This window comes from Carboxydothermus ferrireducens DSM 11255 (assembly GCF_000427565.1).
Classification (GTDB): Bacteria; Bacillota; Z-2901; order Carboxydothermales; family Carboxydothermaceae; genus Carboxydothermus; species Carboxydothermus hydrogenoformans.
In genome coordinates, this window is sequence record NZ_ATYG01000015.1 from 14770 (window position 1) to 39124 (window position 24355).

The window sequence follows — 24355 nt, forward strand, 5'->3', positions numbered from 1 at the left end:
TTCCCCTTAAGCTTTTAACGAAGGGGGAACAAGATGTTTGGCAAACCACTTTTCTACAGGTAAACCCAAAGCATAACCAATTAGCTCCGAAATGTATAAAACCGGTAAAAGCTGTTTGTTTTGTTCCGGTGAATCCCAGTTTATCTGCCGTCCATCTAAATTTGCCTGGCAGAGGGGACAAGCCGTAACTATCAGTTCTGCTTCATTATCGCGGGCATTGGCAACAATATTATTAACCAGTTTCACAACCAATTCCGGTTTTGAAAGAGCTTGGCTACCACCGCAGCATTCATTTTTTGCATTCCAACGAACCGGCGAAGCTCCTAAAGCTTCCAGAAGTTTTTCCATTTTTGTTGGCCTTTCGGGATTATCAAATCCAACTACATTGTGTGGTCTTAAAAGCAAGCAACCGTAGTAAGCAGCAACTTTTATTCCTCCTAACGGCCTTTTAATTAATTTTTTTATTTTTTCGATATTTTCTGGTTTTAAAACATATTCAATAAAATTTAAAACGTTTATTTTATTTTGGTATGTTAACCCTAATTGATGTTCCATGTCGGCAACTAAATCTTGCTTTTGTCCATGGGCAACTTCAAATTGTGCGGTTTTGAAAAGATTATAGCAAGCCGCACAGGGCACCAACAATTCGTCAAATCCTTCCTTTTCCGCAAGCATTAAATTACGAAGGGGAAGTCCAATTGCCAGTTCCGATGAAGTGCTGTGGCCGGCGGTAGCTCCACAACAATTCCAATCATCGATTTCTTTTACCTCGTTGTTAATTGCCTTTACAACGGCCAAAACTGACTCGTTATATTCGGTAGCCGTTGAATGAAGTGAACATCCGGGATAATATCCGGTTTTCATTACTCACTCCCCTTTACACTGGAAAATAAATTTTTGACTTCCCATATTTTGTTGATTTTATGGGGAGCAATCTTTATTTTTCCTTTTAAAAACATCTGTAACCCCATTTTCATATCCTGAGTAAAGTTTTTGGTCTTTAACTTGTGTTTCACTATCATCCCTAATTCGTAAGCCCGTCCATAGTCATAAACCGTATCCAAAAAGCTTTCGTAAAAATCAGCAACCGCTTTAACTCCGACAGGTAATTTAAGTTTAAAATGAATATTTTTAAGAGCATCGTGGATAGCCCCAATATCAATACCATTTGGACACCGCTGAACACAGGTTTTGCAGCTAACGCAAATCCAAGAGGCATTGCTGCCAATTAATTTTTCTGAAAGGTTTTTATTTATTAAATCAACTACCTGGTGGGGAAGATAGTCCATTTCTTCCGCCACCGGACAGCCTAAACTACATTTTTGACATTGAAAGCAGCGACTTACCGGCTGATGGGATAGTTCCGCAATTTCCATAGTTAAGGTGTTATTGGCCATTACAATCCCTCGCCTTAAATTGAATTAAATAAATGGTATTAAGACGGGGCAGAGCCCCGTCCTTTTACTTCTGTCTAAAGGTTTTAAGATAAGAATCGCAGTAAATTTCTTTATTAAGCAAGATATGTGCAGTGGCCGCCGCATCTACCAGGGCATCATCATCAACATCCATTATTGCCGCATCTAAGCCGGCAGTCATAGCCATAACCAGATAAGTTCTATTGATAAGCGGCCGATCCGGGCATTTTTGGGAAACGTTGCTTAAGCCCAGAACTGTTCTTGGAGCCGGATTAGCCATTAGTTTAATTTGGCGGATAGTTTCTAATACCTCAACCGCATGTTCCTGGGCAACGTTTACCGGCAAGATAAGGGGGTCAATATAAAGCTCAGTCATAGGAATACCATGAGCATCAGCATTTGCCACAAGTTCCATTGCCAATTGGGAACGGTCATTGGCATCTTTGGGCACGCCCTTTTCATTCATGGTAAGACCGATAATCGCTGCTTCGTATTTTTTGGCCATGGGGAAGAATATATCCATTTTCCACTGATCTGCCGAAGTAGAGTTTATCATAGCATGACCCCGGTGAACCTTTAAACCGGCTTCGATGGCATCAGGGTTAGTAGAGTCAAGGCAACAAGGTAAATCAACAACTTCTTGAATTGTTTTTACCAGCCATTCCATTACGCGCACCGGATCATCGGCAGTTGGACCGGTATTAACATCCAAGTAATGGGCACCCTTCTCAGCCTGCCTTCTCGCCCATTCTTGAATCGGACGTGGGTCCTTATTTAAAATAGCCTCCCGAATGTCCTTAAACATTCCGTTAATACGCTCACCGATCATTATAAACATCTTAAATTTCCCTCCTGTAAATTATTTTAAAATTCTTTTTAGATGTTCTTTAACTTCAGCCAAAGACTTGGGATGGCGCATAACAAAGAGGTGCCCTCCCGCTTGAATAAGCGCAACGGTAGTTACGGTTTCCCAGTGGATTGCCCGCAGGGCATAATCACCCCATTCGGCAACCTCGGGATCTTTAGCTTCCTTTGCTTTCCAGGCTTCCTGACCAATAAAACAGACTACCGGCATGGCCAAAATTTTATCACCGGTTAAGGCTCCCAGGCGCATTCTTTCAATAATGGAATACGAATATTCAATACCGTATCCCAATGCGCCAATAAGCGGGTCCATAATGATGCGGTTAGGAGCAAGGTTCATTTCCATTATCATGATGTTTAGCTGTTTTGATAAGTTAATATCCAGAGGCGCGGAAGCCACTACCGAATGACCGTGAACCATACAGGTTGCAACTATTGGCTTATAATTGTCTTTTGTTGCCGAAGAAAGCAGGCAGTTTCTTCCCGATAAAGCTTCCCCAATAACCGGGAAAATCTCCGCATCTTTTTCTTCCACACCACAGCCGATAATCATCAAGGGAACGTCAATAGCATCAGCAACAGCCTTGCAAACTTCAGCTAACTCTGCTCCGGACCGGTTTTGGCCATCGGGGTGAGCGGATACCAGCCTTAAAGCTACGATGTCTGCTCCGTACTCAACGCATTTTTTGGCCCAAGCTACCGGGTCGTTTATTACATCTTTGAAAGGCTCAACTAAAATATCTGGCCAGTCGGTGGGCGGTGTATCAAATACTTCTAATGCAAAGCGAGGTGGATTTGGCATTTCCCCTTCAAAAGTTAAGAAAGGTAGAGTACTGTCGCCACCCAAAGTTACCGTTTTATCGCCAGTGCCTAAGGTTACTTCTACAACTTTTGAATTCCACTTTTCTTTTAAAACCTCAACAGCCATCTAAATCTCTCCTTTCCGTTATTTCTTATCAGATAATACCCGCATTTTGTAAAATTTTCTTGACTGCCACTACCGCTTTACTATCCTCGGGTAGATTAATTAACGGTTTGCTATACCGGTCAAATTCCATCACTAACTCATCATTGGGTATTACACCAATTAACTTTAACCCGGTTTTCTCAATTTCTTCTTGAACTTCAGGGATATCTTTTTCCTCAATCCGGGTTATAACTAAGTATTTTTCTTTGATTTTTAAATCCAAGGAATCGATAAGCTGTTTGATTCTTCCTGCCGACCTTATTCCCCGCACACTACCGTCACTTATGACAAAAAATACATCTACCTCATCGGTAGTTCTACGGCTCAAGTGCTCCATACCAGCCTCGTTATCCATTACGATATAGGGATAATTATTGCTGAGAGTTAAAATAAACTGCCGTAATAAATTATTAGCATAACAGTAACATCCTTGACCCTCGGGGCCTCCCATTACTAAAAGGTCCACATCATCCCCCTCGGAAAGGGTTTCATGAATTTTAAAACTTATATACTGGTCTTTAGTCATACCTGCCGGAATGGGATCCATATTTTTCGCTAACCGGTTTATTACATCGGAAATCGCCTGTTCAACTTGTAAACCCAGAGCTTCATTTAGATTAGCATTGGCATCCGCATCCACAGCCAGGATGGGCCTTTTACCAGACATTAGCAACTGTTTGATAACTAATGCCGAGAAGGTGGTTTTTCCCGTACCGCCTTTTCCTGCAACCGCAATTTTAAAGGCCATGACAACTCCTCCTGCCTTTTCTTATTCTACTGAAGGAAATAGATGCAAATCGGTATGGGGAATAAACGATGCCGAAACAAACTCATCCATGAAAGTAGTACCTACACTTAATTCAAGGTAGGTCATTTTCCTGGCTATTTCCTTAACCTCAGCACAAGCTTTTCGGGAAAGCAAGGCTTTCCTTGCACCTTTTAGCGAGCTATTCCCCACATAGGAAAACTTATTAATATCGATGTCCGGTAAAAGGCCGATGGTTATAGCATCTTTTATGTTGAGATATTTACCAAATCCTCCAGCAATGATAACCCGGTCAATAGCTTCTAAGGGCAAATCAACCATAGCCAACATCGTCCGAACTCCTGCAAAAATAGCAGCTTTAGCCCGAATTAAATTTTGGATGTCCGCTTCGGTAATGACTATGTCCTTATTGTTACCGCTTTCATTGGCCCAGGCTAAGACAAATTCCAGCCCATCTTCCCCTTCGCGGATTCGTTCTTTATTTACTGTTCGGTCGATTTTGCCGCTACGGTCAATAATTCCGGCCCTTTTTAAGTTAGCAAGCAGGTCAATTAAACCCGAACCACAAATACCTACAGGCGGTATTCCTCCAACGGTTTGGTATTTAACATTTAAGCCTGCTTCAGAAATGCTAACCCGTTCAATGGCTCCCTGCATAGCCCGCATACCGTGCTTAATTCCGCTTCCTTCAAACGCAGGACCTGCTGAGCAGGCACAGGTTACAAGCCAGTCTTTATTACCAAGAACCATTTCTCCGTTTGTCCCGATATCGATAAATAGGGTTATCTCGTCGGAATTTGCCAGCCCGGTATATAAAACCCCTGAGGTAATATCACCACCCACGTAGCTGGCAACGTTGGGCATAACGTAAACAAAGCCCTTGGGATTCATTTCAATTTTAGCTTCTGTTGCCGGTACCGGTGGTATAAACAGAGCAGCTGGAGTATACGGTTCTAAACGGATATATCGTGGATCTATCTCTAAAAAGAGGTGGGTCATGGTAGTATTGCCGGCAACTACTGCAGCCATAATTTCCTTTTTCTCTACACCATGTTCCTTGCAAAGTTGAAAGATAAGCTCGTTTATTGTGGATAATACAGCTTTTCGTAATTTTTCTGCACCATCTGGATTTTCGTCCACATAGATAATTCTGCTGATGACATCATCACCAAAAGCTGCTTGTTTGTTATAATTCCCTTTTGTTCCCAACACTTTACCAGATACAAGATCCACCAATTGCACCACAACAGTAGTGGTGCCAATATCAATTGCTAAACCAAAGACCCTCTGGCTTGCACTTCCGGATTTAATATACAGGGCTTTATTCAGTCCCAGATAATCACTAACTCCCACCGTTACGGAAAAGTTTTTGTTTCGTAAGATTTGTGGAAGGTCCTTTAACTGTTCGTATTCTACAATCAGATTACCATTTTCCTGGCGGGAAAAGGTTGCCGTAAGTCTTGATAGATCATCCCTTGGGTCATCTAAGGTTGGTACCGGTAATTCCAGTGATACTTCTTTAAAAAGTGGGTCCAATTCATCTTCTTCAGCTAAATCTAATTCATTCATAACTCCAGAAGCTTTTTCATCATCAGTTACTATTTGGTGTTGAGTAAGGCGTGAGTCAAAAGGAATTTCAATAATTAAATCACTTTCGGGGTATGTTTGACAGGCAAGCACATAACCTTGGGCAATTTCTTCTTGTTTTAATTTTCCGTAGCTTTCTACTCTTTTTTGCCCGTCCACCACCCGAACTAGGCATTTACCGCAAGTACCGGCACCACCGCAAACAGTTTTAATATTAATTCCCGCTAAATTTAAAGCTTCCATTAAATTGGTATTTTCGGAAATTGCTACTTCCTTTTGGTCTGGTTTAAACAAAACTTTATATTCTGCCATTACAGTACCTTCTTTCATTTTTAAAACTCAGATTAGACATTCCAGCGTTGCTTTATAAACGAGTTAATACCCGAAGATTCTCTCGGACCCACCAAGATTTCCCAGCCCGATAATTCCTGAAGTTTTCCGCTTAATACGGCAACCCCACCGGGGAGGATTGCTTTTCTGTGGTTAACTTTTTCAGCAATTCCGCTTTCCTTTAAGAACTGAGCTATTTTTTCAGGAGTGAATTTTCCGGCTGCCCAGGCTGTTAATACGGAAGTTCCGTCGGTATCCACCGGAAGGATATAAGCCGGAATTCTTGCTCCTTCTACATCACCGGCAACGCAGAAGTAAGTCAACGAGAAGTTGGTGGTTATAAATACAGGAGCATCCGGACCGGGATTCAAAATTTCGTAAACCTTAGGTTCAACCGCAATTGGTTTCTGCGGGTCGGTGTAAATGTTAAGTCTTAAGGTTATTAGAGGTAAAATATCTGCCGGTTCTACGGTGTTTAAAACAATGATACCGGCATATTTGGCAATGTAAACCGAAGCTTCCATCACTGCCTGATACGGATTTTCATCTAAGGCAAAGGCTATGGTTGGGTAGCCAAAAGGCCGGAAAAGTTTTTTGATAGCCAGGCGTCTAATTTGCGTTTGATAGAATAAGCCTTCACTAATGTTTTCCGGTTGCGGATCTAAAATAAGGTTTTTATAACCTAAAGCAGTTATCTTTTGCACTAACTCCGCCAACGCATCTAAACCTTTTGCACTAACAGTTAACGGAACATTGTATTTTTTAGCAAGTTCTACCATTTGCTCGTAATTATCAGCAGTTGCTGCATAAAGTAGCGGATTATTCGCGCCTTCTGTTTCTAATGCTGCGGCTAATTGTTCAGGGGTACCGATTAAAATAAAAGGCAGATCGGTAACTTCCCGGGCAGTAGCAACAGCTTTGGCAAAGGTCGCCGCATCTTGAGAGCTACCTTTTAAAGCTACAAGATTTACCGAATGCATTTGCCCAACCCGGTCAAAAACCAGTTTATTTATTTTTTCAACTCTTTCTTTAATTTCTCCCTCACTTAAAGTATCTTCTACCAAAATAGCCAAACCGCAGGGATGTTCAAACCGTTTATCGTGACGGAATAATACCGTTTCGTGACCGATTTCCAATACTTTTTCCCCTTTACCCACTTTAATTAAAGCTACCGGTGGAGCTGAAGCGGATTCCAAAAGCTCTTTAGCCTCATCACTGACATATGGACAAGCATCCAACCCCGCCTTACCGGCGGCAATTTGCATGGCAAAAGCAAGACAAGTTGGTTGACCACATTCTTTACAGTTTTTCTTTGGCAGATGCTTATAAATTTCCAATCCCGTTAAGCCCATTTCCGATTCTCCTTTCTTTAGTTATTTTTTAAATCTTTAAATCTTTAAGCAGGCGGAAGGAAATTCCTTCCGCCTGGAAAGTGCTTTTTTAGAGTAGTGGCTCCATGGAAAGAGCTGGATGCCCTTTTTCTTCTAAGAATGGCAGAACTTCGTCAACGGTAGTACCTACTGTTTCATCGGCAATTTTATCAATAAAGTCCCTACCAAGCCCTTCTTCTTCAGCTCTTTCTTCAATAATTGACCGTAATTGTTCTTTTAAGTCTTTTGGCATCCAAACTACCCGGGCAAGGCCTCCATCGGCTTTAACAAATTTGCGCGAGCCGATATAGGACTTACCAATTCCCATAAACCCTGGAGTCTGGGTACCTCCACCCACCATACCGGCTAAAGTGGAGAAAGTCATACCAATAGGAGTCATCCCGCTGTGTTCCCGGTTAACAATCATGAAACCATTTAATTCGGGCAAGTAGGCCATGATCGCTTCAAAACAACCGCAGGAAGTCATCGGGTACTCCATAATGGTATAGAGGTTCATTCTTTCAATGGTGCGTTGTGAATTCTTGTAAATGTACTCGTTAAATGACTCCCACTGACCTTTAACCGGGTCAATTAATCCTTCCTTAGGAATGGGCTGGTTGGGACCATTGGGGTTAATTTCGTAAGCCGCCTTAGCGTCCAACCAGCTGATCGCTCCGCACAACCCCACTCTTTCCGGTGAAACTATGCACACGTGGGTTGGAGCAAACGACTGACAGAGCAAGCAGGAGTAATAGGTATCTACAGCTTCATCACTTAATTCTCTCAACCGTGCATCCCGTTCAGCATATTTCTTCCGGGCAATTTCCCGCAATTCTAAGACTTTTTGTTCATCGGTATAAATTGTTACCTGGACCCGGTCAACGATAGATGGAAACTCTTGCTTGAATTTAGCATAAAGAAGTTGTCCTAAATGTTTCAGCCGCGCTCCCTTGGCAAATGCTTCTTTACTAATGCGAACCCAGGTTAAATCCCGCTGCGCGGTATGCCAGAAACCTTCACCGTAGTTGGTAAAGTAGTGAATCCTTCTTTCCAGCACCGGTTCAAAATCTTCCTGCATCTTTCGACCGTAAATGTCAACGACAATACCAATGGGCAGTCTACCACCGGGCTCCACCGAATCAATATCCGGTCCAATTACTTCAACTTTACCGTCTTCAATTTCATCTGGTCCAACCATTCTTACTAATTCAAAGCTTGGAGTCTTACCACCGCCAAATTCAACGTGCATATCACCCTTCCGAATGGACTCGCCTTCAAAGGCAGGTCCAAAGTTAATAGGAAGGTCAATATCGATAGAAGTTATCTTGATACCACGGACTTCTAAGGCAGTTTGTACAATTTTATCATAATCCGGTTCAGAAATAAACCAGTCTTTAATTTGTTTGTCTTCGGGAAGAGGCTGGTCGGTAATCACCGGAAAACCGGTAAAGATAGCTCCCATTGCTGCCGCAGTCTTGACCATATCATGTTCGCCAAGATAGAGAACAAAAGCTAAAACCCGGCGGCGCTGGTAATCCCTATGAGCATCACGAAGTCCTGGAGCAATACCTCCAAACATCAAACCTGCCCGTAATGCATAGTTTGCCGCATGGACCACCTGGGTAAAGTTACCCAAAGGATAGGCAATATAGTCAACTCCCAGTTTAACATTTTCTTCTAAAAGCTGTTCAATAATTTCATCACAAAGGAAAAGCATTAAACCTTTACCCATCAGGTCATCGACAATCTTCTTCGCAGCTTTGCTATCTTTTGCCCGTCCAATAATAATCGCTTCTCCGGGAATGGTCCAGTCAACCATTTTTATACCGTACTGCCGGACCACCGGGTCACCAATAAATCCGGTCCAGGGAGGTACAACAATCGGGTTTTCCGGAGTGTGTTTAAGATAGCGTAAAGCCTCGATAATTTCTGCTGCGTACCAGGTTGCTTCACCGGCCAAGCGAGCATTTTCAAAAGTAAGCTCGCTTTTAATTTGAGCACGCATCCGGTTTAAAATTGGTACCATATCTTTTAATGTTCTGACTTCTTCACCGCTAAAAGCCCGAATTACCGGCAGAAAATAGGCAGTATCAGGATAACCTACCGGATGGTCGGGTCCATATTTTTCAATGGCCCGGGAAAGGAGAATTTCCGCATAACTGGTCGCAGTTATTGCTCCTTCATAAACCTCTTTAAAAAGCCTTTTGGGTTCTTTACCCGGTTCAATTGCCCCTTCAAAAATTTGATCAAAATTAATAACTTCGCTCATATACTCCCCTCCTTACCTTAATAGTTTTGGCAGAGGGCGGTCTCGAACTTTTCTGCCGTTTGCTTGTGAACGCCCAACTTCCAAGTTCTGTATTCAAGCGCATTTAATATCTTCCTGGCAGCAACCACTGGATCAACTTCAAACATGAAATAACCACCGTAAACATCGGAAGCAATTTGCGTGGTAATGCTATAGAACAGTTCACTTCCTTCAAGCGGCGGCATGGTACCTACGTGTACCGGCACACCGAGTGTTACAAACCAGGTACCAATTGATACTGCTTTACCGCTCATAGCTTCAGGAGCTGACGCTACAAAAGGTACTTTCGGTGTATCCACACCAAGATCTTTTGCCATGGCTACCAAAATATCCGAAGCGCGGGTATTATCTACGCATGAACCCATGAAAAATGCTGGGGGTAGTTGACCCTGAAGTCCTGCTTTTTCTTCAAGCATCTTGATAAAGGACTTAAGGCCTTCTCCTGCAAGTTCTAATGCTTCAGGCCGTAAGAAGCCGTGTTTTGCAAAAGCTTGAGCTGAACATCCGGTAGCTACTACAAATACATCGTTTTTGAGCATTTCCTTTAAGATAGTAATATGGCTTTCATCCTGCGGCCGTTTTAAGTTGTTGCACCCGGCAAACAAGACAACACCTTTTAATTGACCGGATAAAATAGCATCGTTTAATACCCTAATGGGATTTTCCTGATTGACATGGGCGAATATTTCCATTAAAGCTTCATAGCTAAATCCAGCCACAACTTTATGTTTAACCTCAGGAATATGAACGGGCTTGCCAACTCTTTGTTTGAATGCTTCAATTCCTAAACGGACAATTTCCTTGGCGCTTTCAAAGGCGTTTTCTATATGGAAAGGAACATGGTAGGTTCCGGGCATTTTTGCAATGTTTGATGTGGTAATAAGTCTGGTATGATAACATTCGGTGACTTGTTTTAATCCCGGCATTATGCACTGTACATCAACCACAACGGCATCCATAGCTCCGGTAACGATCGCAAGTTCGCTGGAAGCAAAGGAAGTTGCTAAATGAACACCTCTTCTCATTAATACTTCATTTCCGGTACAGCACATACCCACAATATTTATACCTTCCGCTCCGGCAACTTTAGCTTCCTCTTCTAATTCTTTCGCCGCATCTACAACTTTTTCACTTAAGAGGGGGTTGTGTCCGTGGACAGCAATATTCACTTTATTAGCATCTAAAACCCCCAAGTTTGCCTCCGTAACAATTGGTTTAGGAGTACCAAAAAGAACATCCGAAAAATCGGTAGCAATATGCATCCCGGCATAATCGGTTAAGGCAACCCTTAAAGCACTGAAAGTAATGTTAACCGGGTCATCGTCATTTCCAATATGAGCTTGTGCTAAAAGATCGGAAATATCCCCAAAAATACCGGAAGGCATAATATTGCATTCATCATATTTTTCCAACCGTTCTTTATTTAAGGTAGTTTTGATCCAGAGGTTTTCACCAAATCCGGGTAAACGCGCAAAATCTTCAAGAGCTAATTCGGCAACTTCCTTTGCTAAGGTCATATCGTCTTTTCCTTGAGTATCCAGCCCAAGCCTTTGAGCAATTCTTCTTAATTTGTCCGGGTCAGTAATCTTATAATCGGGAGCTTTACCTTCTGCTAATTCCTTTAAAGCATGGGCAATGTGGCGAGCGTGTTCATTATGAGCAGCCGCTCCGGTCAAGATTAATGTTCCGACAGACCTGGCTGCAATGGTCCACGCGGAAGCTCCACAAATTCCCTTCTTGCTAGGATCATCGTTTGGTAAACGACAAGGTCCCTGTAAGCAAAAACGACAGCATAATCCCTTATAACCAAACTGACATTGGGGCTGCATTTCTACAAAACGATCAAACGCCGTTTTAACCCCATCTTTTTCGGCTTTCTCCAGCATTTCCAAAGCAGCAGGATCGGTAGTTCTTTTCCGATTCTTGGGTTCCCAAACCCGATCTGCTTTGGAAGGTTTTGAGGTATGTTCTAAATCTCTAAACCTTGGCATTTAATAACCTCCTTTTTAAATAATTTTTAAGAAAATTTTAAAAGCACCCCCTTCTTGTTTCGGTTATCCCACCTCCAAACGCAATTTTTGGTATATGTCATGAAGATTTATAAAAGCCGGATTTGTAGACCGCCAAATCTCTTCGCCTTTTAATGAAAGTTCTATAAATAGTTCATTATACGGTATAATGCCCAGAATCTTATCTTCGGGCAAATGCTTTTTAATAAGCTCTTCTTCCTTAATATTCCTAACTTTGTTAATCACATAGCGCACCTTTTTTATGCCCAAATCCCCCGCTAATTTTTCAATATTTAAGCCAGTTTTAATGCTGTTTAAATTCGGTTCAATTACCGCAATCATCATATCAACCGCTTTGGCCGTACCCCGGGTTAAGTGTTCAATACCAGCTCCCATATCCATGACAACCGCTTCTTTTTTATCCAAAAATAACGCACTTACAACTGAACCCAAAAAAGAATTTTCCCGGCAGTAACATTGGGATCCACCTTTTTTTATTTCCCCCATGCGAATTAAGAAAATTTTGTCATCAATATAACGACCGTACCTCTCAAGATCGCCATCAACTTTAGGATTTAAGATTAAAAGCCCCCCATCCCCGGTTTTTTCTCTTATTTCATCTTTCATTTCAATTAAAGGAGTTATAGCATAAGCTTCTTCAATGGACAAACCCAAGGCCTGCCCTAAACAGCTATCAGGGTCGCCATCAACGGCATAAATCTTATCGTAATCGGAAGCCATAATTTTTATTAAGCCTGCTGCCACTGTGGTTTTTCCCACTCCGCCTTTTCCTGCAACCGCTAACTTCAACTTTTTCCCCTCCACTGACCGTCGTTTAACTTAAATATTCGACCATTTAACTTAATTTTCCTACCACTCACGGAAAAGTTTTTCAATTTTACATAAAAATTTTTTCGACATTCTACTTAAAATTCCTGCTTATAAAGTATAAAATTTTCTGAATTATTTGTGATTTTTATAACATTAAAAAAACAACCCTTTACCGGGTTTAAAAAAGCAAATATTTCTTTTTTAAGAATTTATATTCAAGGAAAAGCACTAACAATCCTGTTATAAAGATGAGTAATGTTAAAAGTTTTAATGCTGAAATTAACCTATTTAACTTTTTTATAACAACGGTCAAACGCTGGTTTTCAGCGTTTTTCACCGCTAATTTTGTTAAAAGTTTCTCTTTTTCTAAAGAATATCTTGCAATTTCTAAATCTTTATCCTTCAGTGACTGTCGAAGCTTTAAAACATAGTTCAAAATTTCTTTTTGCTCTTTAAGCTTATTTTGATTATCCTTTTCCCAGTCTCCGGTATAGATTGCACTCCATAAAATTGGACCCCATTCCCCCTGCGGATAAATACCTAATGCTAAAGAAATTATTGAAATTATTCCATCATCCACAAGGATTTCTGCCCGGGTATTCTTTTTAAGTTTTTGGGCAAATACACCAAAAACTCCTTCATTGCCGCTCCCAATTATGGCAACAACTGTATTTTGGAGACTACCTGTTTCATACAGCTTTTCTATGATTTTATCAGCTAATTTTTCTTGACCTTTTTTAAAAGCGAGAATAAAACCGTATTTTTCCTTTGAACCGAGCTTTGTTTCAAAATAATTTAAATTAGGCAGGTATTTAAACCCGGAATAATTTTTTAAGTTAAATCCATACCCATAAACCTTATAACCATACTTTTCAGCCAAAACAGGGAAATTCGTTGCAAAACCTTTTAATTTTAATACCCGTTCAATTGTTTTTTGAAAAGCCATATCTTGACCTTCAATTACACCGCTATATCCCATTTCGTAAAGATTAACTAAGTTTGGAAGGTAAATTTGATAAAGTTTCTCTCGATTAAAATCTTCAATAAAAATTAATACAAATTTCGATGTGTTCGTAGTTGTTCCTTCGGTGGATTTTAACTGTTCGGCATAAGCGAGAGAATTTAAAAGAAGAAAAATAATTATTACTTTAAAAAAATTTTTTAACATTCTCCCGTACCCCCTTAGGGTTTATTCTAAAAAAAAATATGCCCTAAGAGGACAATCTATGCTAAAGCTGATGCTTTTTCCATAAAATGTATCCGCCAGTAAAATAAACAACAGTTATAAAAATAAAGATTTTACCTTTCTGGTCTGCCGGAAGAGCATTTAAAATTGCCGGAGAACCCAAAAAATAAGCTGCATAAAAGATAACCATTGCTAAAAACTGAATACTTTTAGCAAAAGAAGTTACTTGTCTTTCCAATTGACGTTCTTCTATCTTGAGAGTGAATTTAGCTTTTTCTAAGTTTGCTAAACTACTTTCTAACATTCCTGGCAAAGCAAAAAGCTTGTCAACTAAGTTATATAAATCTAAAGCAACTTTTTTAAAAGATGGAAACTTAAAAATTCGTCTCCGTAAAAGATTGGTTGCTAACGGCTCCGCTAATTCGGCTACCGATAAGTTACTGTTTAAATTCTTCACTATTCCTTCTAAAGCAATAATTGTTTTAGCTACTAAAACAATTTCCGGTGGAATTATTATTTCGTGCTTTTGGGCAAGGCTTAATAACTCTTTTAATAATTCTCCTAACGATAAAGAAGATAATGGGACGAAATAATAGCGATTTAAAATTTCCCGAACATCTTTTTTTATTTCAGCTGGAATTATGTCCTGTCTTTGACTTAATTCAATTAATAACTCGGAAATCCTTGCAAAATCCTTCCTTACTACACTTATTAATAAAGTGATTAGTATTTCCCTTAACCACGGATTTAAAAAACCTACCATCCCAAAGTCATACAAAATAATGTCCCCCAGCGGAGTTATTGCAATGTTGCCCGGATGGGGATCAGCATGAAAATAGCCGTCTTCTAAAATCTGCAAAATAAAAATTTCCACTAAATCTCGAGCTAACTGGTCCAAATCGATACCCATTTCAATTAGCTGGAAGCGTTCACTTACTTTAATACCGTAAACCGCTTCTAAAACTAAGATGTTTTCATTGGTAAAGTTCCAGAACACTTCGGGAATAATTAGTTTTTTATATTTTATATTTTGCCTGAAATTTTCTATATTCCGTGCTTCCCCGGTGTAATCTAATTCCCTTTCCAAGCTTGATTTTAATTCTTCCCACATTCGCAAAGGTTTATTAATTTTTCCCCAGTTGGTTTTGTTTTCAATAAAAGAAGCAATCTGGTATAAAATTTGCAAGTCAGTTTTAATTAGTTCATCAACCCCCGGTCGTTTTACTTTTACGACCACATTTTTTCCGTTTTTAAGCTTGGCCCGGTATACTTGCCCTATGGAAGCGCTGGCAATGGGATTTTCATCAAACTCAATAAAGATATCGTGCAGGGGAGAGCCCAAATTCTTCTCAATATATGAAGCTATAATTTCAAAAGGAACCGGGGTTACTTTATCCTGTAATTTTTCCAATTCAGCTTGAAAGGGCTTGGGAAGTAAGTCTCTTTGCGTACTTAAAACTTGTCCAAGTTTGATAAATGTTGGTCCTAATTTTTCTAACATTTCCCTTAAATTCCCGGCCAGTTCAATTAAACGGTATTCGTTGATTTCCACTTTATCCAGTGCTGCTGGCCTTTTTAAATAAGTTAAAATAAAGCCAAAACCAAATTCAGTAAAAACACGGGCAATTTCACGAAACCTTGAAAGGTGCTTTGGTGTTAAAGGAAACACAATTGATCCCCCTTAAAAAAACAAGGGGTTGCTACCCCCTGTTTTGTTCCTGGATTTTATTTTCTAATTCATTTAAGCGGTTTTCTAAAAGCTTTAGTTCATCCCGCGTTACTAAGTTTAACTCTTTAATTATTTTTTGCAATTCCTCTTTTATTTCCGCTTTTAATTCTTCCTTATGGGTTTTGCCTTTTTCAATTATTTCATTTAGAAAACTCTGGGCTTCATCTTTACTCATTTTCCCTTTTTCCATTAGTTCCTTCAAAAACTCCTCGGTTTTTTCTTTCGTAAGAGTTATCAAACCTAAACCTAACAAAATGCTCCGCTTAAAGATATCCATAAATATCACTCTCCTTATGGCAAATTATAACATAAAATTTAATTGCATACCACTATTTTATTCTTTAAATAAACATGTTATACCTTGCTTTTTTTAATTTAATACTTGACGACCTTACACCAAATATATATAATAAAAAATGTCCGGAATGAACAGTTCAAAATTGCGGGATGTAGCGCAGTTTGGCTAGCGCGCCTGCCTTGGGAGCAGGAAGTCGGGGGTTCAAATCCCTCCATCCCGACCAGTGAAAAATAAAATTACTTTAGATAACTCGGAGGGGTTCCCGAGTGGCCAAAGGGAGCAGACTGTAAATCTGCCGGCGAATGCCTTCGTAGGTTCGAATCCTACCCCCTCCACCATTATAAGAATAAACGTCAGAGGTCACTTGATCTCTGACTTTATTTAACTTAATACATTTTACTGGGGCGTCGCCAAGCGGTAAGGCAGCGGTCTTTGGAACCGCCATTCGTTGGTTCGAATCCAGCCGCCCCAGCCATTTTTATATGTGCGGCAGTGGCGGAACGGCAGACGCGCTAGACTCAGGATCTAGTGGGTTTATACCCGTGGAGGTTCAAATCCTCTCTGCCGCACCATTTATGAGAAAAAACCCCTTGAAGTTTTACTTCAAGGGGTTTTTCATTGCCATTAGTTTTCTGCTACAGCTTTAAATGCCTTATATGAAGCTTCAATGGTTTTATCTAAATCGTCTTTGGAATGGGCAAGGGATACAAACATGGCTTCAAATTGCGAAGGTGCAATATAAACTCCATTTTCTAAGAGAGTCTTAAAGAACACCGCAAACTTTTGAGTATCGGAAGTGCAAGCAGTTTTATAATCCACCACTTCCTCCGAGGTAAAGAAAGTGCAAAGCATTGATCCGACCCGGTTAAACCAGAGCTTTAAGCCCGCGGCTCTTGCCGCTTCTTTTAAACCGCTTTCCAGATAACTTGATTTTTCTTCTAACTGCTCATAAACCCCTTCTTCCTTTAAAACAGTTAACGTGGCAATACCGGCGGTCATTGCCAAGGGATTACCCGAAAGAGTACCTGCTTGGTAAACAGGTCCGGCCGGTGCCACCATTTCCATGATTTCCCGCCTGCCACCATAAGCTCCTACCGGTAAGCCTCCACCAATAATTTTTCCGAGCGTTGTTATATCCGGTTCAACGTTATAGAGAACCTGAGCTCCACCCCAGTGAACCCTAAAACCGGTCATAACCTCGTCCATTATTAGTAAAGCACCATATTTTCTGGTAAGCTCCCGAACCCCTTCTAAAAAGCCGGGCTTAGGCGGGACTACTCCCATGTTTCCGGCAACCGGTTCTAAAATAACGGCAGCAATATCATTACCTTCCTGGGCAAATATTTCTTCTAAGAGAGCTAAGTCATTAAATTGAGCAGTTATCGTGTTGTTGGCAATATTCGCCGGTACCCCGGGGCTTGTAGGAACACCTAAGGTTAAAGCTCCAGAACCTGCTTTAATCAACAAAGAATCCGCATGGCCGTGATAACAACCTTCAAATTTTACAATTTTATTTCGTCCGGTAAAACCCCGGGCCAAACGGATGGCACTCATGGTTGCTTCGGTACCCGAGTTTACCATCCGTACCATATCCATTGCGGGAAAAGCATTAACAATAATTTCCGCCATCTCGGTTTCCAAAAGAGTTGGAGCCCCGAAACTCGTACCTTTTTTTAAGCAATTGGCTAAAGCTTCTTCCACTTTGGGGTGGCGATGCCCTAAAATAAGCGGACCCCATGAGCCAACATAATCAATATAACAATTCCCGTCAATATCGTAAATTTTTGAGCCTTCGCCCCGTTCAATAAAAACCGGATTTAAGCCCACCGATTTAAAAGCCCGAACGGGACTATTAACTCCACCGGGAATAACTTTCTTAGCTTCGCTAAAAGCTTCGATTGATCTATCGATTTTTAAAGGCATTCTCTCACTCCTTACTTTTAATATCCCTTACGCCCCTGGTATAGGCACCACGGCTCTTCAGCCATGTAATCGCCATCATGGTAGAAATAAGCCCGAGCCCGACAACCGCCACAAATTTCTTTGTATTTACAGGTACCGCATCCACCCTTATAGTTTAATGTACGCAGCTCGTTTAAAACCGGATTATTTTTCCAGATTTCACTAAACGGGATTTCCCTTACGTTACCTAAGGGAATATTAAGATAGGCACACGGTTGCACATCGCCTTTAGGGCTTATAATGCAGTAAGAAATTCCCGCCAGGCAGCCTCTTCCAAACCGCAAATCCATGCCCATTTGTTTGGCAATCCGCATAAACTGGGGAGCACAGGTAGGTTTTAATTCAATAGGGACTTCCTTTTGCTTTTTCATTATACGATGAAGAAGTTTTTCGTACTGTTCAGCCCTTAAAGACTCTTGCTCAATATTTACCGCACGTCCGGTTGGAACTAAAAAGAAGATATGATGAGCTATTGCGCCTATTTCTACGGCAAAATCGGTTAATTGCTCTACCTCATCGTAATTCCATTCCACCACTGTAGTGTGAATTTGAAAGGGTAACCCTGCAGCTTTACAATTTTTCATCCCTTCCACAGCCTTTTCCCAGGAGCCAGGAGAAGCCCGAAAACGGTCGTGTTTGTCGGGGTCAACGCTATCCAAGCTAATTCCCATAGCTAAAGCTCCGGCTTTTTTGAGCTTTTGCGCCATTTCCAGGGTAATTAAAGTGCCATTAGTACCAAAAACCGGTTTTAAGCCTTTTTGGGAAGCATATTCTACCAGTTCAAGGATATCTTCCCGCATTAAAGGCTCGCCCCCGGAAAATATCATTATCTTAAACCCGGCTTTAACAATTTCATCAATTAATGCCTTACCTTCCTCAGTAGATAGTTCTTCTTCAACCTTTGCTCCCGCATCCCGGTAACAATGTTCACAATACAAATTGCATTGATTGGTGGTATTCCAGGAAACTAACATTTATTTTGCCTCCTTTAGCCATTTAACAACATCTTTAGCATGATAAGAAATGATTAAATCTGCTCCGGCCCGTTTCATTGAGGTTAAGATCTCCAATACAATCCGCTTTTCCTCAACCCAACCATTACGGGCAGCAGCTTTTACCAAAGCGTATTCTCCACTAACATTATAAACACAAACCGGATAGCCAAACTCTTGTTTTACCCGCCAAACTATATCGAGATAGCTTAAAGCCGGTTTTACCATTACTATGTCAGCACCTTCTTCAATATCTAACCATACTTCCCTTAAGGCCTCATTCCCATTGGCCGGATCCATCTGGTAGGAACGGCGATCGCCAAATTGCGGTGCTGACTCAGCTGCTTCCCTAAAAGGCCCGTAAAAAGCTGACGCATATTTTGCTGAATAAGCCATGATCGGGATATGCGAAAATCCATTTTCATCCAAAGCCTCACGAATAGCCCTTACCCTTCCATCCATCATATCCGAAGGCGCAACCATGTCCGCTCCTGCTTTGGCATGTGATACGGCGGTTTTTGCTAAAAGTTCTAAGGTTTCATCGTTTATCACTTCTCCGTTACGCACAACACCGCAATGACCGTGACTGGTATATTCGCAAAGACAAACATCGGTTATAACATAAAGTTCAGGAATTTCTTTTTTTATTGCTTTTATAGCCCTCTGGACGATACCATCGTCCTGATAGGCTTCACACCCAAACTCATCTTTATGCTCGGGAATACCAAAAAGGATCACCGCTGGAATACCAAGCTCATGCACCTCTTTTGCCTCTTTAACTGCTTCATCAATGGATAACTGAAATACTCCGGGCATGGAACTAACTTCTTTGCGGTATTTTTCCCCCGGTGCGATAAATAAAGGATAGATAAAATCTTCGGGATGTAAGTGGTTTTCCCGAACCATAGAACGTATTTTCTCATTAGCCCGAAGCCGCCGCATCCGTAGCTTTAAATCCATAACCCAATTCACTCTCCTTGCCAATGATTTTTCAAAGTTTGCCATAAACCCTCAAGGGTATGTTCTGAGGAAAAATATTTTCTCCGAATATCTTTTTGCAAAAAAGCCTCAAAGGTGGTGGGCCCAATAGCAAAATGCGGTAGATTTTTTGCTAAGTTTTCATCACCAATAAATTGATAGAAATTATTAAATGTTGAAGGACTTGTAAAGAAAAGCACGTCAATTAAATTAGCTTTCAATAAACCATTTAAAAAAGGTTTAATATCGACATTGGGAGCATTTTCATAAACAACCAGTTTTTTAGTGGGAATATTATTTCGGGCCAAAATCTCCAAAAGCTCGGGTCTTCCAAGATTTCCTTGAATGACTATAACCCCTTTTTGAATCATCCCGGAGGTAGTTAGCTCCAGGGCTAAATCTTTTGCCGTAAATTTTTGGGGAGAAAAATCCGCGGTAAGACCATATTTTTTTAATGCTTTTGCTGTTTTTTCCCCAACAACCGCAATTTTCCCAATGAAATTTTCTAAACTTACATTAAAATAATTTAAATTGAAAAAAAAGCCCTCTACACCGTGGGCACTGGTAAAGATAAGCCAATCATAAGCGGAAAAATCTAACTGTAAAATCCTTTCATCAGGAATATACGTTATTTTTAACAACGGTACTTCAATACCTATGGCACCAAAGCGCCCGCATTCTCGCTTTTCATCAACTTCTGCCCTTGGAATTAAAACCCGCACTCCCGCCAGAGGACCATTATTTAAAAAATGTTGTAAATTGTAAAAACAATAATTTTTTAAAGGAAAAGTCTTTAACAAATCTTCTTTTTTAGTAATTAATATTACATCTTCTCCGGTAACGTTGCTGGGCAGGTTATTTACCAATTGAGTATTTACAAAATTTTTTAAAATAAAATCAAGTTCTTCATCAAAAAAATAAATATTTTTTGCGTCCCGTAATCCCCGAAAAAACAATTCCGAACTTAAAAAGTAATCAACTTTTTCTCCTACCAAAACCCGGCAGGTAAGCGAATTACTCATTGGCATCCCGCCTGATTTCCGCTAAGATTTTTTGGGCGCCTTTCGTTAAAAGTTCCTCCGCTAAACTAATCCCCACTTTCTCCGGCTCCTCAATATTTCCCTCTTTTTCCCCTTTAATAATTAACTTCCCATCTAAACTGGCAACAACGCCTTTCAAAAGAAGTCGGTTTTCTTTAACCTCAGAATAGGCACCAATGGGGATTTGACATCCTCCTTCCAAGCGCTTTAAGAAGGCCCTTTCTGCTCTAATAGCTCGATTTGTTGCAAAATGATCGATTGGTTTTAAAAGCTCTTCGATAAAAGTATCATCGGTACGGATTTCCACACCTATCGAACCTTGACCAACCGCCGGTAAACAGAGGTCAAAACTTAACATCTCGGTAATTTTATCCTCATACCCCAATCTTTTCACACCGGCATAAGCCAAGATAATGCCATCTAAGTCCATTTCCTCCATTTTACGAAAACGTGTAGGTAGGTTTCCGCGCAGCGGTATGGCTTGTAAATCCGGCCTTACGGCTAAAATTTGGGCTATCCGCCGCAAACTGCTGGTACCAATTCTCGCCCCCTGAGGTAGTTCCAAAAACTTAAAACCCTTGGGGGAAATAAAAACATCTCCCGGGTACTCCCTTTCACAAAACGCACCAATTTTCAAGCCTTCGGGCAAAACTGTTGGTAAGTCTTTCATGCTATGGACAGCCATATCTACGGTTTTATTTAACAAGGCATGTTCTAATTCTTTAGTGAAAAGCCCTTTATCCCCAATTTTGGCCAGAGCTACGTCCAGGATTTTATCCCCTTTTGTTTTCATGGTTACAATTTTAAAATTTATTTCGGGGTGAATTTTGCTTAATCTTTCCACTACCCAATTTGTTTGCCATAAAGCTAAGGCACTATCTCGACTCCCCACAATAACCTCTTTCTTCATCGTTTTCCTCCATTTCGTCTCTCGGATGGGAGATATTTTTCGGGCGTTCCCCTTCAACTTGTAAATCAAATAAGTTTTGCAAAATTTCGGTGTACAAATGGCCCTGAGGAGTTAAAGCATACTGTTTTAACTTCACTATAGGCGTATGCAGTAATCGATTAATAATAGTATGAGCAAGGGCACAAACGATATTTTTTTCCCGTTCACTGATATTTCCCAGTTTATTTAAAGCTTTGGTAAGCTCCTTTTGCTTGATCTCCTCGGCTTTTTTCTTAAGGGCTACAATGGTTGGAACTACAAACTGGGTGCTATGCCATTCAATAAAAGCTTTTAGTTCAGTTTCAATGATGTTTTCAGCCATTTCAGCCAGTTTTTTTCTTTCTTCCAAATTTTTGGTGACCACATTTTGCAATTTATCAATATCATAGAGAAAAACATTTGGAAGTTTAGCTATTTCGGGATCAATATCCCGGGGAACTGCTATATCTATAAGGTATAATGGATGCTGCCTGTTTCCGATAACTAACTCTAATTGCTCTTTATGGATAATTAGGTGAGGTGCTCCCGTACAGCTTATTACCAAATCCACCTCGGCGAGGATATCATAGATTTTGGCAAAGGGAACAGCTATTCCATTAAACTCCCGGGCAAACTGTTCGGCTTTCTCAAAGGAACGGTTAGCAACAATGATTTCTTTAATTCCATAGTAATTTAAATGCTTCGCTGTTAAACTACCCATTTTCCCAGCACCAATTAGAAGCGCCTTCTTGTCCTTTAAACTGCCAAAAAATGAACACGCCAATTGAACTGCGGCATAACTAATCGAAACTGGATTTTTGTCAATGCCAGTTTCGGTTCGAACTTTTTTGCCCACAGTTATAGCGTGTTGAAATAGGGTATTTAATATTTTATTGGACGCTTTTAAAGATGAGGCTTTTAAAAAAGCATCGCGAACCTGACCCAAGATCTGGGTTTCCCCTAAAATCATGGAATCAAGGCCTGATGCTACGCGAAAAAGATGATGAACAGCATCGTACAATGTATAATTGTAAGTATAATTCTTAATATCCGACAAAGATAAACCGGCCCAATTCGCCAAAAATTCCCTTACTACCTTTAATCCGGTATCAACATCCAAGGACGCCACATATACCTCAGTACGGTTGCAAGTAGAAAGAATAACCGAACCATCAATGGAAGGATAAGACAGCAAAGCGGAAAAAGCATCTTTTAATTGGTGGTCGGAAAAAGATAACTTTTCCCGCACCTCAACCGGAGCAGTCCTGTGATTTACCCCCACAACCACTAAATACATACTAAACGCGCTCCTTTATCTAAGGATTAAATACGGTTTTCACAAATTATTTCTACAAAGTTGATTAAATCTCCTGCTAATATTTAATAATTTCTTTGCACGATAAATTGGGCAATTTCTAAAAAAGTATCTTTAACTGGTGACTTTGGCACCATTTCAAAAGCAGAAATTGCTTTTTCAATGTAATTTTTTGCCCAGGCATAAGCTTCACTTATACCGCCAAGGTTTTTTATCTCCTTGATTATTTGCTCAATGTTAGCATTATTTCGGGGAAGATTTTGTAACTCCCGCCAAAGCTCATGCTTTTTGTCCCTTTTCAAAGCCAAGAGCACCGGTAAGGTTATTAAGCCTTGCCGTAAATCACTACCAACCGGTTTTCCCAAAACCTTTTCATCAGCAGTAAAATCCAAAATATCATCGATAATTTGAAAAGCCATCCCAACATATAAGCCATACTGTTTTAACGCATTAACAACCCTGGGCGAAACGTTGGCCATAACTCCACCAAGTTCACAGCTTGCGGATAATAATAGGGCTGTTTTTCTTTTAATTTTTATTAAATAGTCTTTAATACTTGTAGAAATGTTTTTTGCACCGTTTAACTGTTGAATTTCACCGGTAGTCATTTTAACACTTACCTCAGCTAAAACTTTAGCCACATAATTATTTTTACAGGAATCGATTAAAAGTAAGGATTTGGCAAAAATTCGGTCGCCAATATGGATTGACATCTTATTACCCCAATTAGCTTTAACCGTGGGAAGCCCCCGGCGCAACATTGAGTTATCAACAACATCGTCGTGAACTAAAGTAGCCATATGAATAAGTTCCAAAGCTACAGCTAAAGGTTTAACTTTCTCGAAATCATAATCCCCTAACTTTGCTGCTAAAAGAGCAAAAGCAGGTCTTAACCTTTTTCCTCCGGCTTTTAGCAAGTGCGTTGAAGGGTCGTGTAAATATTTGTTCCTCTCGCTAACTTCATTAATTAACTCCTGTTCAATTTTTCTTAAATCATCTTTTACAAGTTCAAACAATTTCTTTTCCTCCATTTAAAATCTTACACAACTACATTTAAAATATAAAAAAGTATTCTTCCTCTAAAGTCCAAAATCCTTCTACGATTTTGACTAATGAGTAATTTTATTATATAATAAACTTTGCAGCAATAAAAGCGGGAGTGACTGGGTCCTGGTGGGCCCCGCGGGCTTCAAACCCGTTGTTGGGCGGTAAAACCGTCCATGGTAGGTTCGATTCCTATTCACTCCCGCCAGAAAAAATCACCGGTCCCTTGGACCGGTTTTTTTATAGATATTAATTATCTTCTTTATTGGCATCAAAAAATTTTGGTGTTGTAGTTTTTAAACCCATTGGAAGTTTTTCTCTTTCCGCTGAAATTCCTTCCTTAGTTTGATTTACTTTTCGCCAAAAATGTTCCGTTTTGTTCTCAAGTAATTCTCCGTAAGGGTCTGGTTTTTTAAGCTTCATCGTTATAACCTCC

21 protein-coding genes and 5 tRNA genes are annotated in these 24355 nt (G+C 40.3%); 5 read left to right on the top strand and 21 right to left on the bottom strand.

The window, feature by feature from the left end:
* Positions 1-6: 6 nt before the first annotated feature.
* The 13 genes from CARFE_RS0106280 to CARFE_RS0106340 form a co-directional block, all read right to left on the bottom strand.
* Entirely contained in the window at positions 7-864 is an 858-nt protein-coding gene (locus CARFE_RS0106280) for a CoB--CoM heterodisulfide reductase iron-sulfur subunit B family protein (RefSeq protein ID WP_011344143.1), read from the bottom strand.
* Positions 864-1397, bottom strand: coding sequence for a 4Fe-4S dicluster domain-containing protein (locus CARFE_RS0106285; protein ID WP_034541777.1), 534 nt, complete (start codon positions 1395-1397; stop codon positions 864-866). The genes CARFE_RS0106280 and CARFE_RS0106285 overlap by 1 nt, the downstream gene beginning before the upstream one ends.
* Before the next feature lie 64 nt (positions 1398-1461).
* Positions 1462-2253, bottom strand: a complete 792-nt coding sequence (locus CARFE_RS0106290) for a methyltetrahydrofolate cobalamin methyltransferase (RefSeq protein WP_011344141.1) — start codon at positions 2251-2253, stop codon at positions 1462-1464.
* Positions 2254-2274: 21 nt separating this feature from the next.
* Positions 2275-3207: an acetyl-CoA decarbonylase/synthase complex subunit delta gene (locus CARFE_RS0106295; RefSeq protein WP_011344140.1), complete on the bottom strand. Its 933-nt coding sequence runs from the start codon at positions 3205-3207 to the stop codon at positions 2275-2277.
* Between the two features lie 28 nt (positions 3208-3235).
* Positions 3236-3994, bottom strand: coding sequence for an ATP-binding protein (locus CARFE_RS0106300; protein WP_028052138.1), 759 nt, complete (start codon positions 3992-3994; stop codon positions 3236-3238).
* A 21-nt stretch (positions 3995-4015) separates the two neighbouring features.
* Positions 4016-5911, bottom strand: coding sequence for an ASKHA domain-containing protein (locus CARFE_RS0106305; protein ID WP_028052139.1), 1896 nt, complete (start codon positions 5909-5911; stop codon positions 4016-4018).
* Between the two features lie 32 nt (positions 5912-5943).
* Entirely contained in the window at positions 5944-7281 is a 1338-nt protein-coding gene (gene acsC / locus CARFE_RS0106310; protein WP_011344137.1) for an acetyl-CoA decarbonylase/synthase complex subunit gamma, read from the bottom strand.
* 88 nt (positions 7282-7369) lie between these two features.
* Positions 7370-9568 carry an acetyl-CoA decarbonylase/synthase complex subunit alpha/beta gene (acsB, locus tag CARFE_RS0106315; protein ID WP_011344136.1) on the bottom strand — a complete coding sequence of 733 codons (2199 nt, stop codon included), beginning with the start codon at positions 9566-9568 and terminating at the stop codon, positions 7370-7372.
* A gap of 17 nt (positions 9569-9585) precedes the next feature.
* Positions 9586-11598: an anaerobic carbon-monoxide dehydrogenase catalytic subunit gene (cooS, locus tag CARFE_RS0106320; RefSeq protein WP_028052140.1), complete on the bottom strand. Its 2013-nt coding sequence runs from the start codon at positions 11596-11598 to the stop codon at positions 9586-9588.
* Between the two features lie 63 nt (positions 11599-11661).
* On the bottom strand, positions 11662-12426 hold the full coding sequence (locus CARFE_RS0106325) for a carbon monoxide dehydrogenase accessory protein CooC (RefSeq protein WP_028052141.1): 765 nt from the start codon (positions 12424-12426) through the stop codon (positions 11662-11664).
* Positions 12427-12625: 199 nt separating this feature from the next.
* Complete coding sequence (locus CARFE_RS0106330) at positions 12626-13615, bottom strand: hypothetical protein (RefSeq protein WP_028052142.1); 990 nt, start codon at positions 13613-13615, stop codon at positions 12626-12628.
* A gap of 61 nt (positions 13616-13676) precedes the next feature.
* A complete protein-coding gene (locus tag CARFE_RS14520) occupies positions 13677-15302 on the bottom strand; it encodes an ABC1 kinase family protein (protein WP_051250201.1) in 1626 nt (541 codons plus the stop codon).
* Positions 15303-15333: 31 nt separating this feature from the next.
* On the bottom strand, positions 15334-15639 hold the full coding sequence (locus tag CARFE_RS0106340) for a phasin family protein (protein WP_034541779.1): 306 nt from the start codon (positions 15637-15639) through the stop codon (positions 15334-15336).
* Positions 15640-15805: 166 nt separating this feature from the next.
* Between CARFE_RS0106340 and CARFE_RS0106345 the strand changes: the two genes are divergently transcribed.
* The 4 genes from CARFE_RS0106345 (at position 15806) to CARFE_RS0106360 (ending at position 16232) form a co-directional block, all read left to right on the top strand.
* Positions 15806-15883: transfer RNA gene (locus CARFE_RS0106345), tRNA-Pro, on the top strand.
* 29 nt (positions 15884-15912) lie between these two features.
* Positions 15913-15998, top strand: a tRNA-Tyr gene (locus tag CARFE_RS0106350).
* A 62-nt stretch (positions 15999-16060) separates the two neighbouring features.
* Positions 16061-16135 (top strand) — tRNA-Gln (locus tag CARFE_RS0106355).
* Between the two features lie 11 nt (positions 16136-16146).
* Positions 16147-16232 (top strand) — tRNA-Leu (locus CARFE_RS0106360).
* A gap of 52 nt (positions 16233-16284) precedes the next feature.
* On the opposite strand, the gene hemL is transcribed toward CARFE_RS0106360, so the two are convergent.
* The 7 genes from hemL to CARFE_RS0106395 form a co-directional block, all read right to left on the bottom strand.
* Complete coding sequence (gene hemL, locus CARFE_RS0106365; protein ID WP_028052144.1) at positions 16285-17583, bottom strand: glutamate-1-semialdehyde 2,1-aminomutase; 1299 nt, start codon at positions 17581-17583, stop codon at positions 16285-16287.
* Positions 17584-17600: 17 nt separating this feature from the next.
* Positions 17601-18596 carry a putative heme d1 biosynthesis radical SAM protein NirJ2 gene (gene nirJ2 / locus CARFE_RS0106370; RefSeq protein WP_028052145.1) on the bottom strand — a complete coding sequence of 332 codons (996 nt, stop codon included), beginning with the start codon at positions 18594-18596 and terminating at the stop codon, positions 17601-17603.
* Positions 18597-19574 carry a porphobilinogen synthase gene (hemB, locus tag CARFE_RS0106375; protein WP_011344129.1) on the bottom strand — a complete coding sequence of 326 codons (978 nt, stop codon included), beginning with the start codon at positions 19572-19574 and terminating at the stop codon, positions 18597-18599.
* A gap of 8 nt (positions 19575-19582) precedes the next feature.
* Positions 19583-20614, bottom strand: coding sequence for a uroporphyrinogen-III synthase (locus CARFE_RS0106380; RefSeq protein WP_028052146.1), 1032 nt, complete (start codon positions 20612-20614; stop codon positions 19583-19585).
* Positions 20607-21542 (bottom strand): hydroxymethylbilane synthase, encoded by a 936-nt coding sequence (gene hemC / locus CARFE_RS0106385; protein ID WP_028052147.1) that lies wholly within the window; start codon positions 21540-21542, stop codon positions 20607-20609. Before hemC ends, CARFE_RS0106380 begins: the two co-directional genes overlap by 8 nt.
* On the bottom strand, positions 21508-22857 hold the full coding sequence (gene hemA / locus CARFE_RS0106390; protein ID WP_028052148.1) for a glutamyl-tRNA reductase: 1350 nt from the start codon (positions 22855-22857) through the stop codon (positions 21508-21510). The genes hemC and hemA overlap by 35 nt, the downstream gene beginning before the upstream one ends.
* An 83-nt stretch (positions 22858-22940) precedes the next feature.
* Positions 22941-23891: a polyprenyl synthetase family protein gene (locus CARFE_RS0106395; RefSeq protein WP_245570760.1), complete on the bottom strand. Its 951-nt coding sequence runs from the start codon at positions 23889-23891 to the stop codon at positions 22941-22943.
* Positions 23892-24030: 139 nt separating this feature from the next.
* Here CARFE_RS0106395 and CARFE_RS0106400 point away from each other — a divergent pair.
* Positions 24031-24127, top strand: a tRNA-Sec gene (locus tag CARFE_RS0106400).
* A 41-nt stretch (positions 24128-24168) separates the two neighbouring features.
* Here the strand turns inward: CARFE_RS0106400 and CARFE_RS16170 are convergent.
* Positions 24169-24342 carry a hypothetical protein gene (locus CARFE_RS16170; RefSeq protein WP_154652732.1) on the bottom strand — a complete coding sequence of 58 codons (174 nt, stop codon included), beginning with the start codon at positions 24340-24342 and terminating at the stop codon, positions 24169-24171.
* Between the last annotated feature and the right edge of the window lie 13 nt (positions 24343-24355).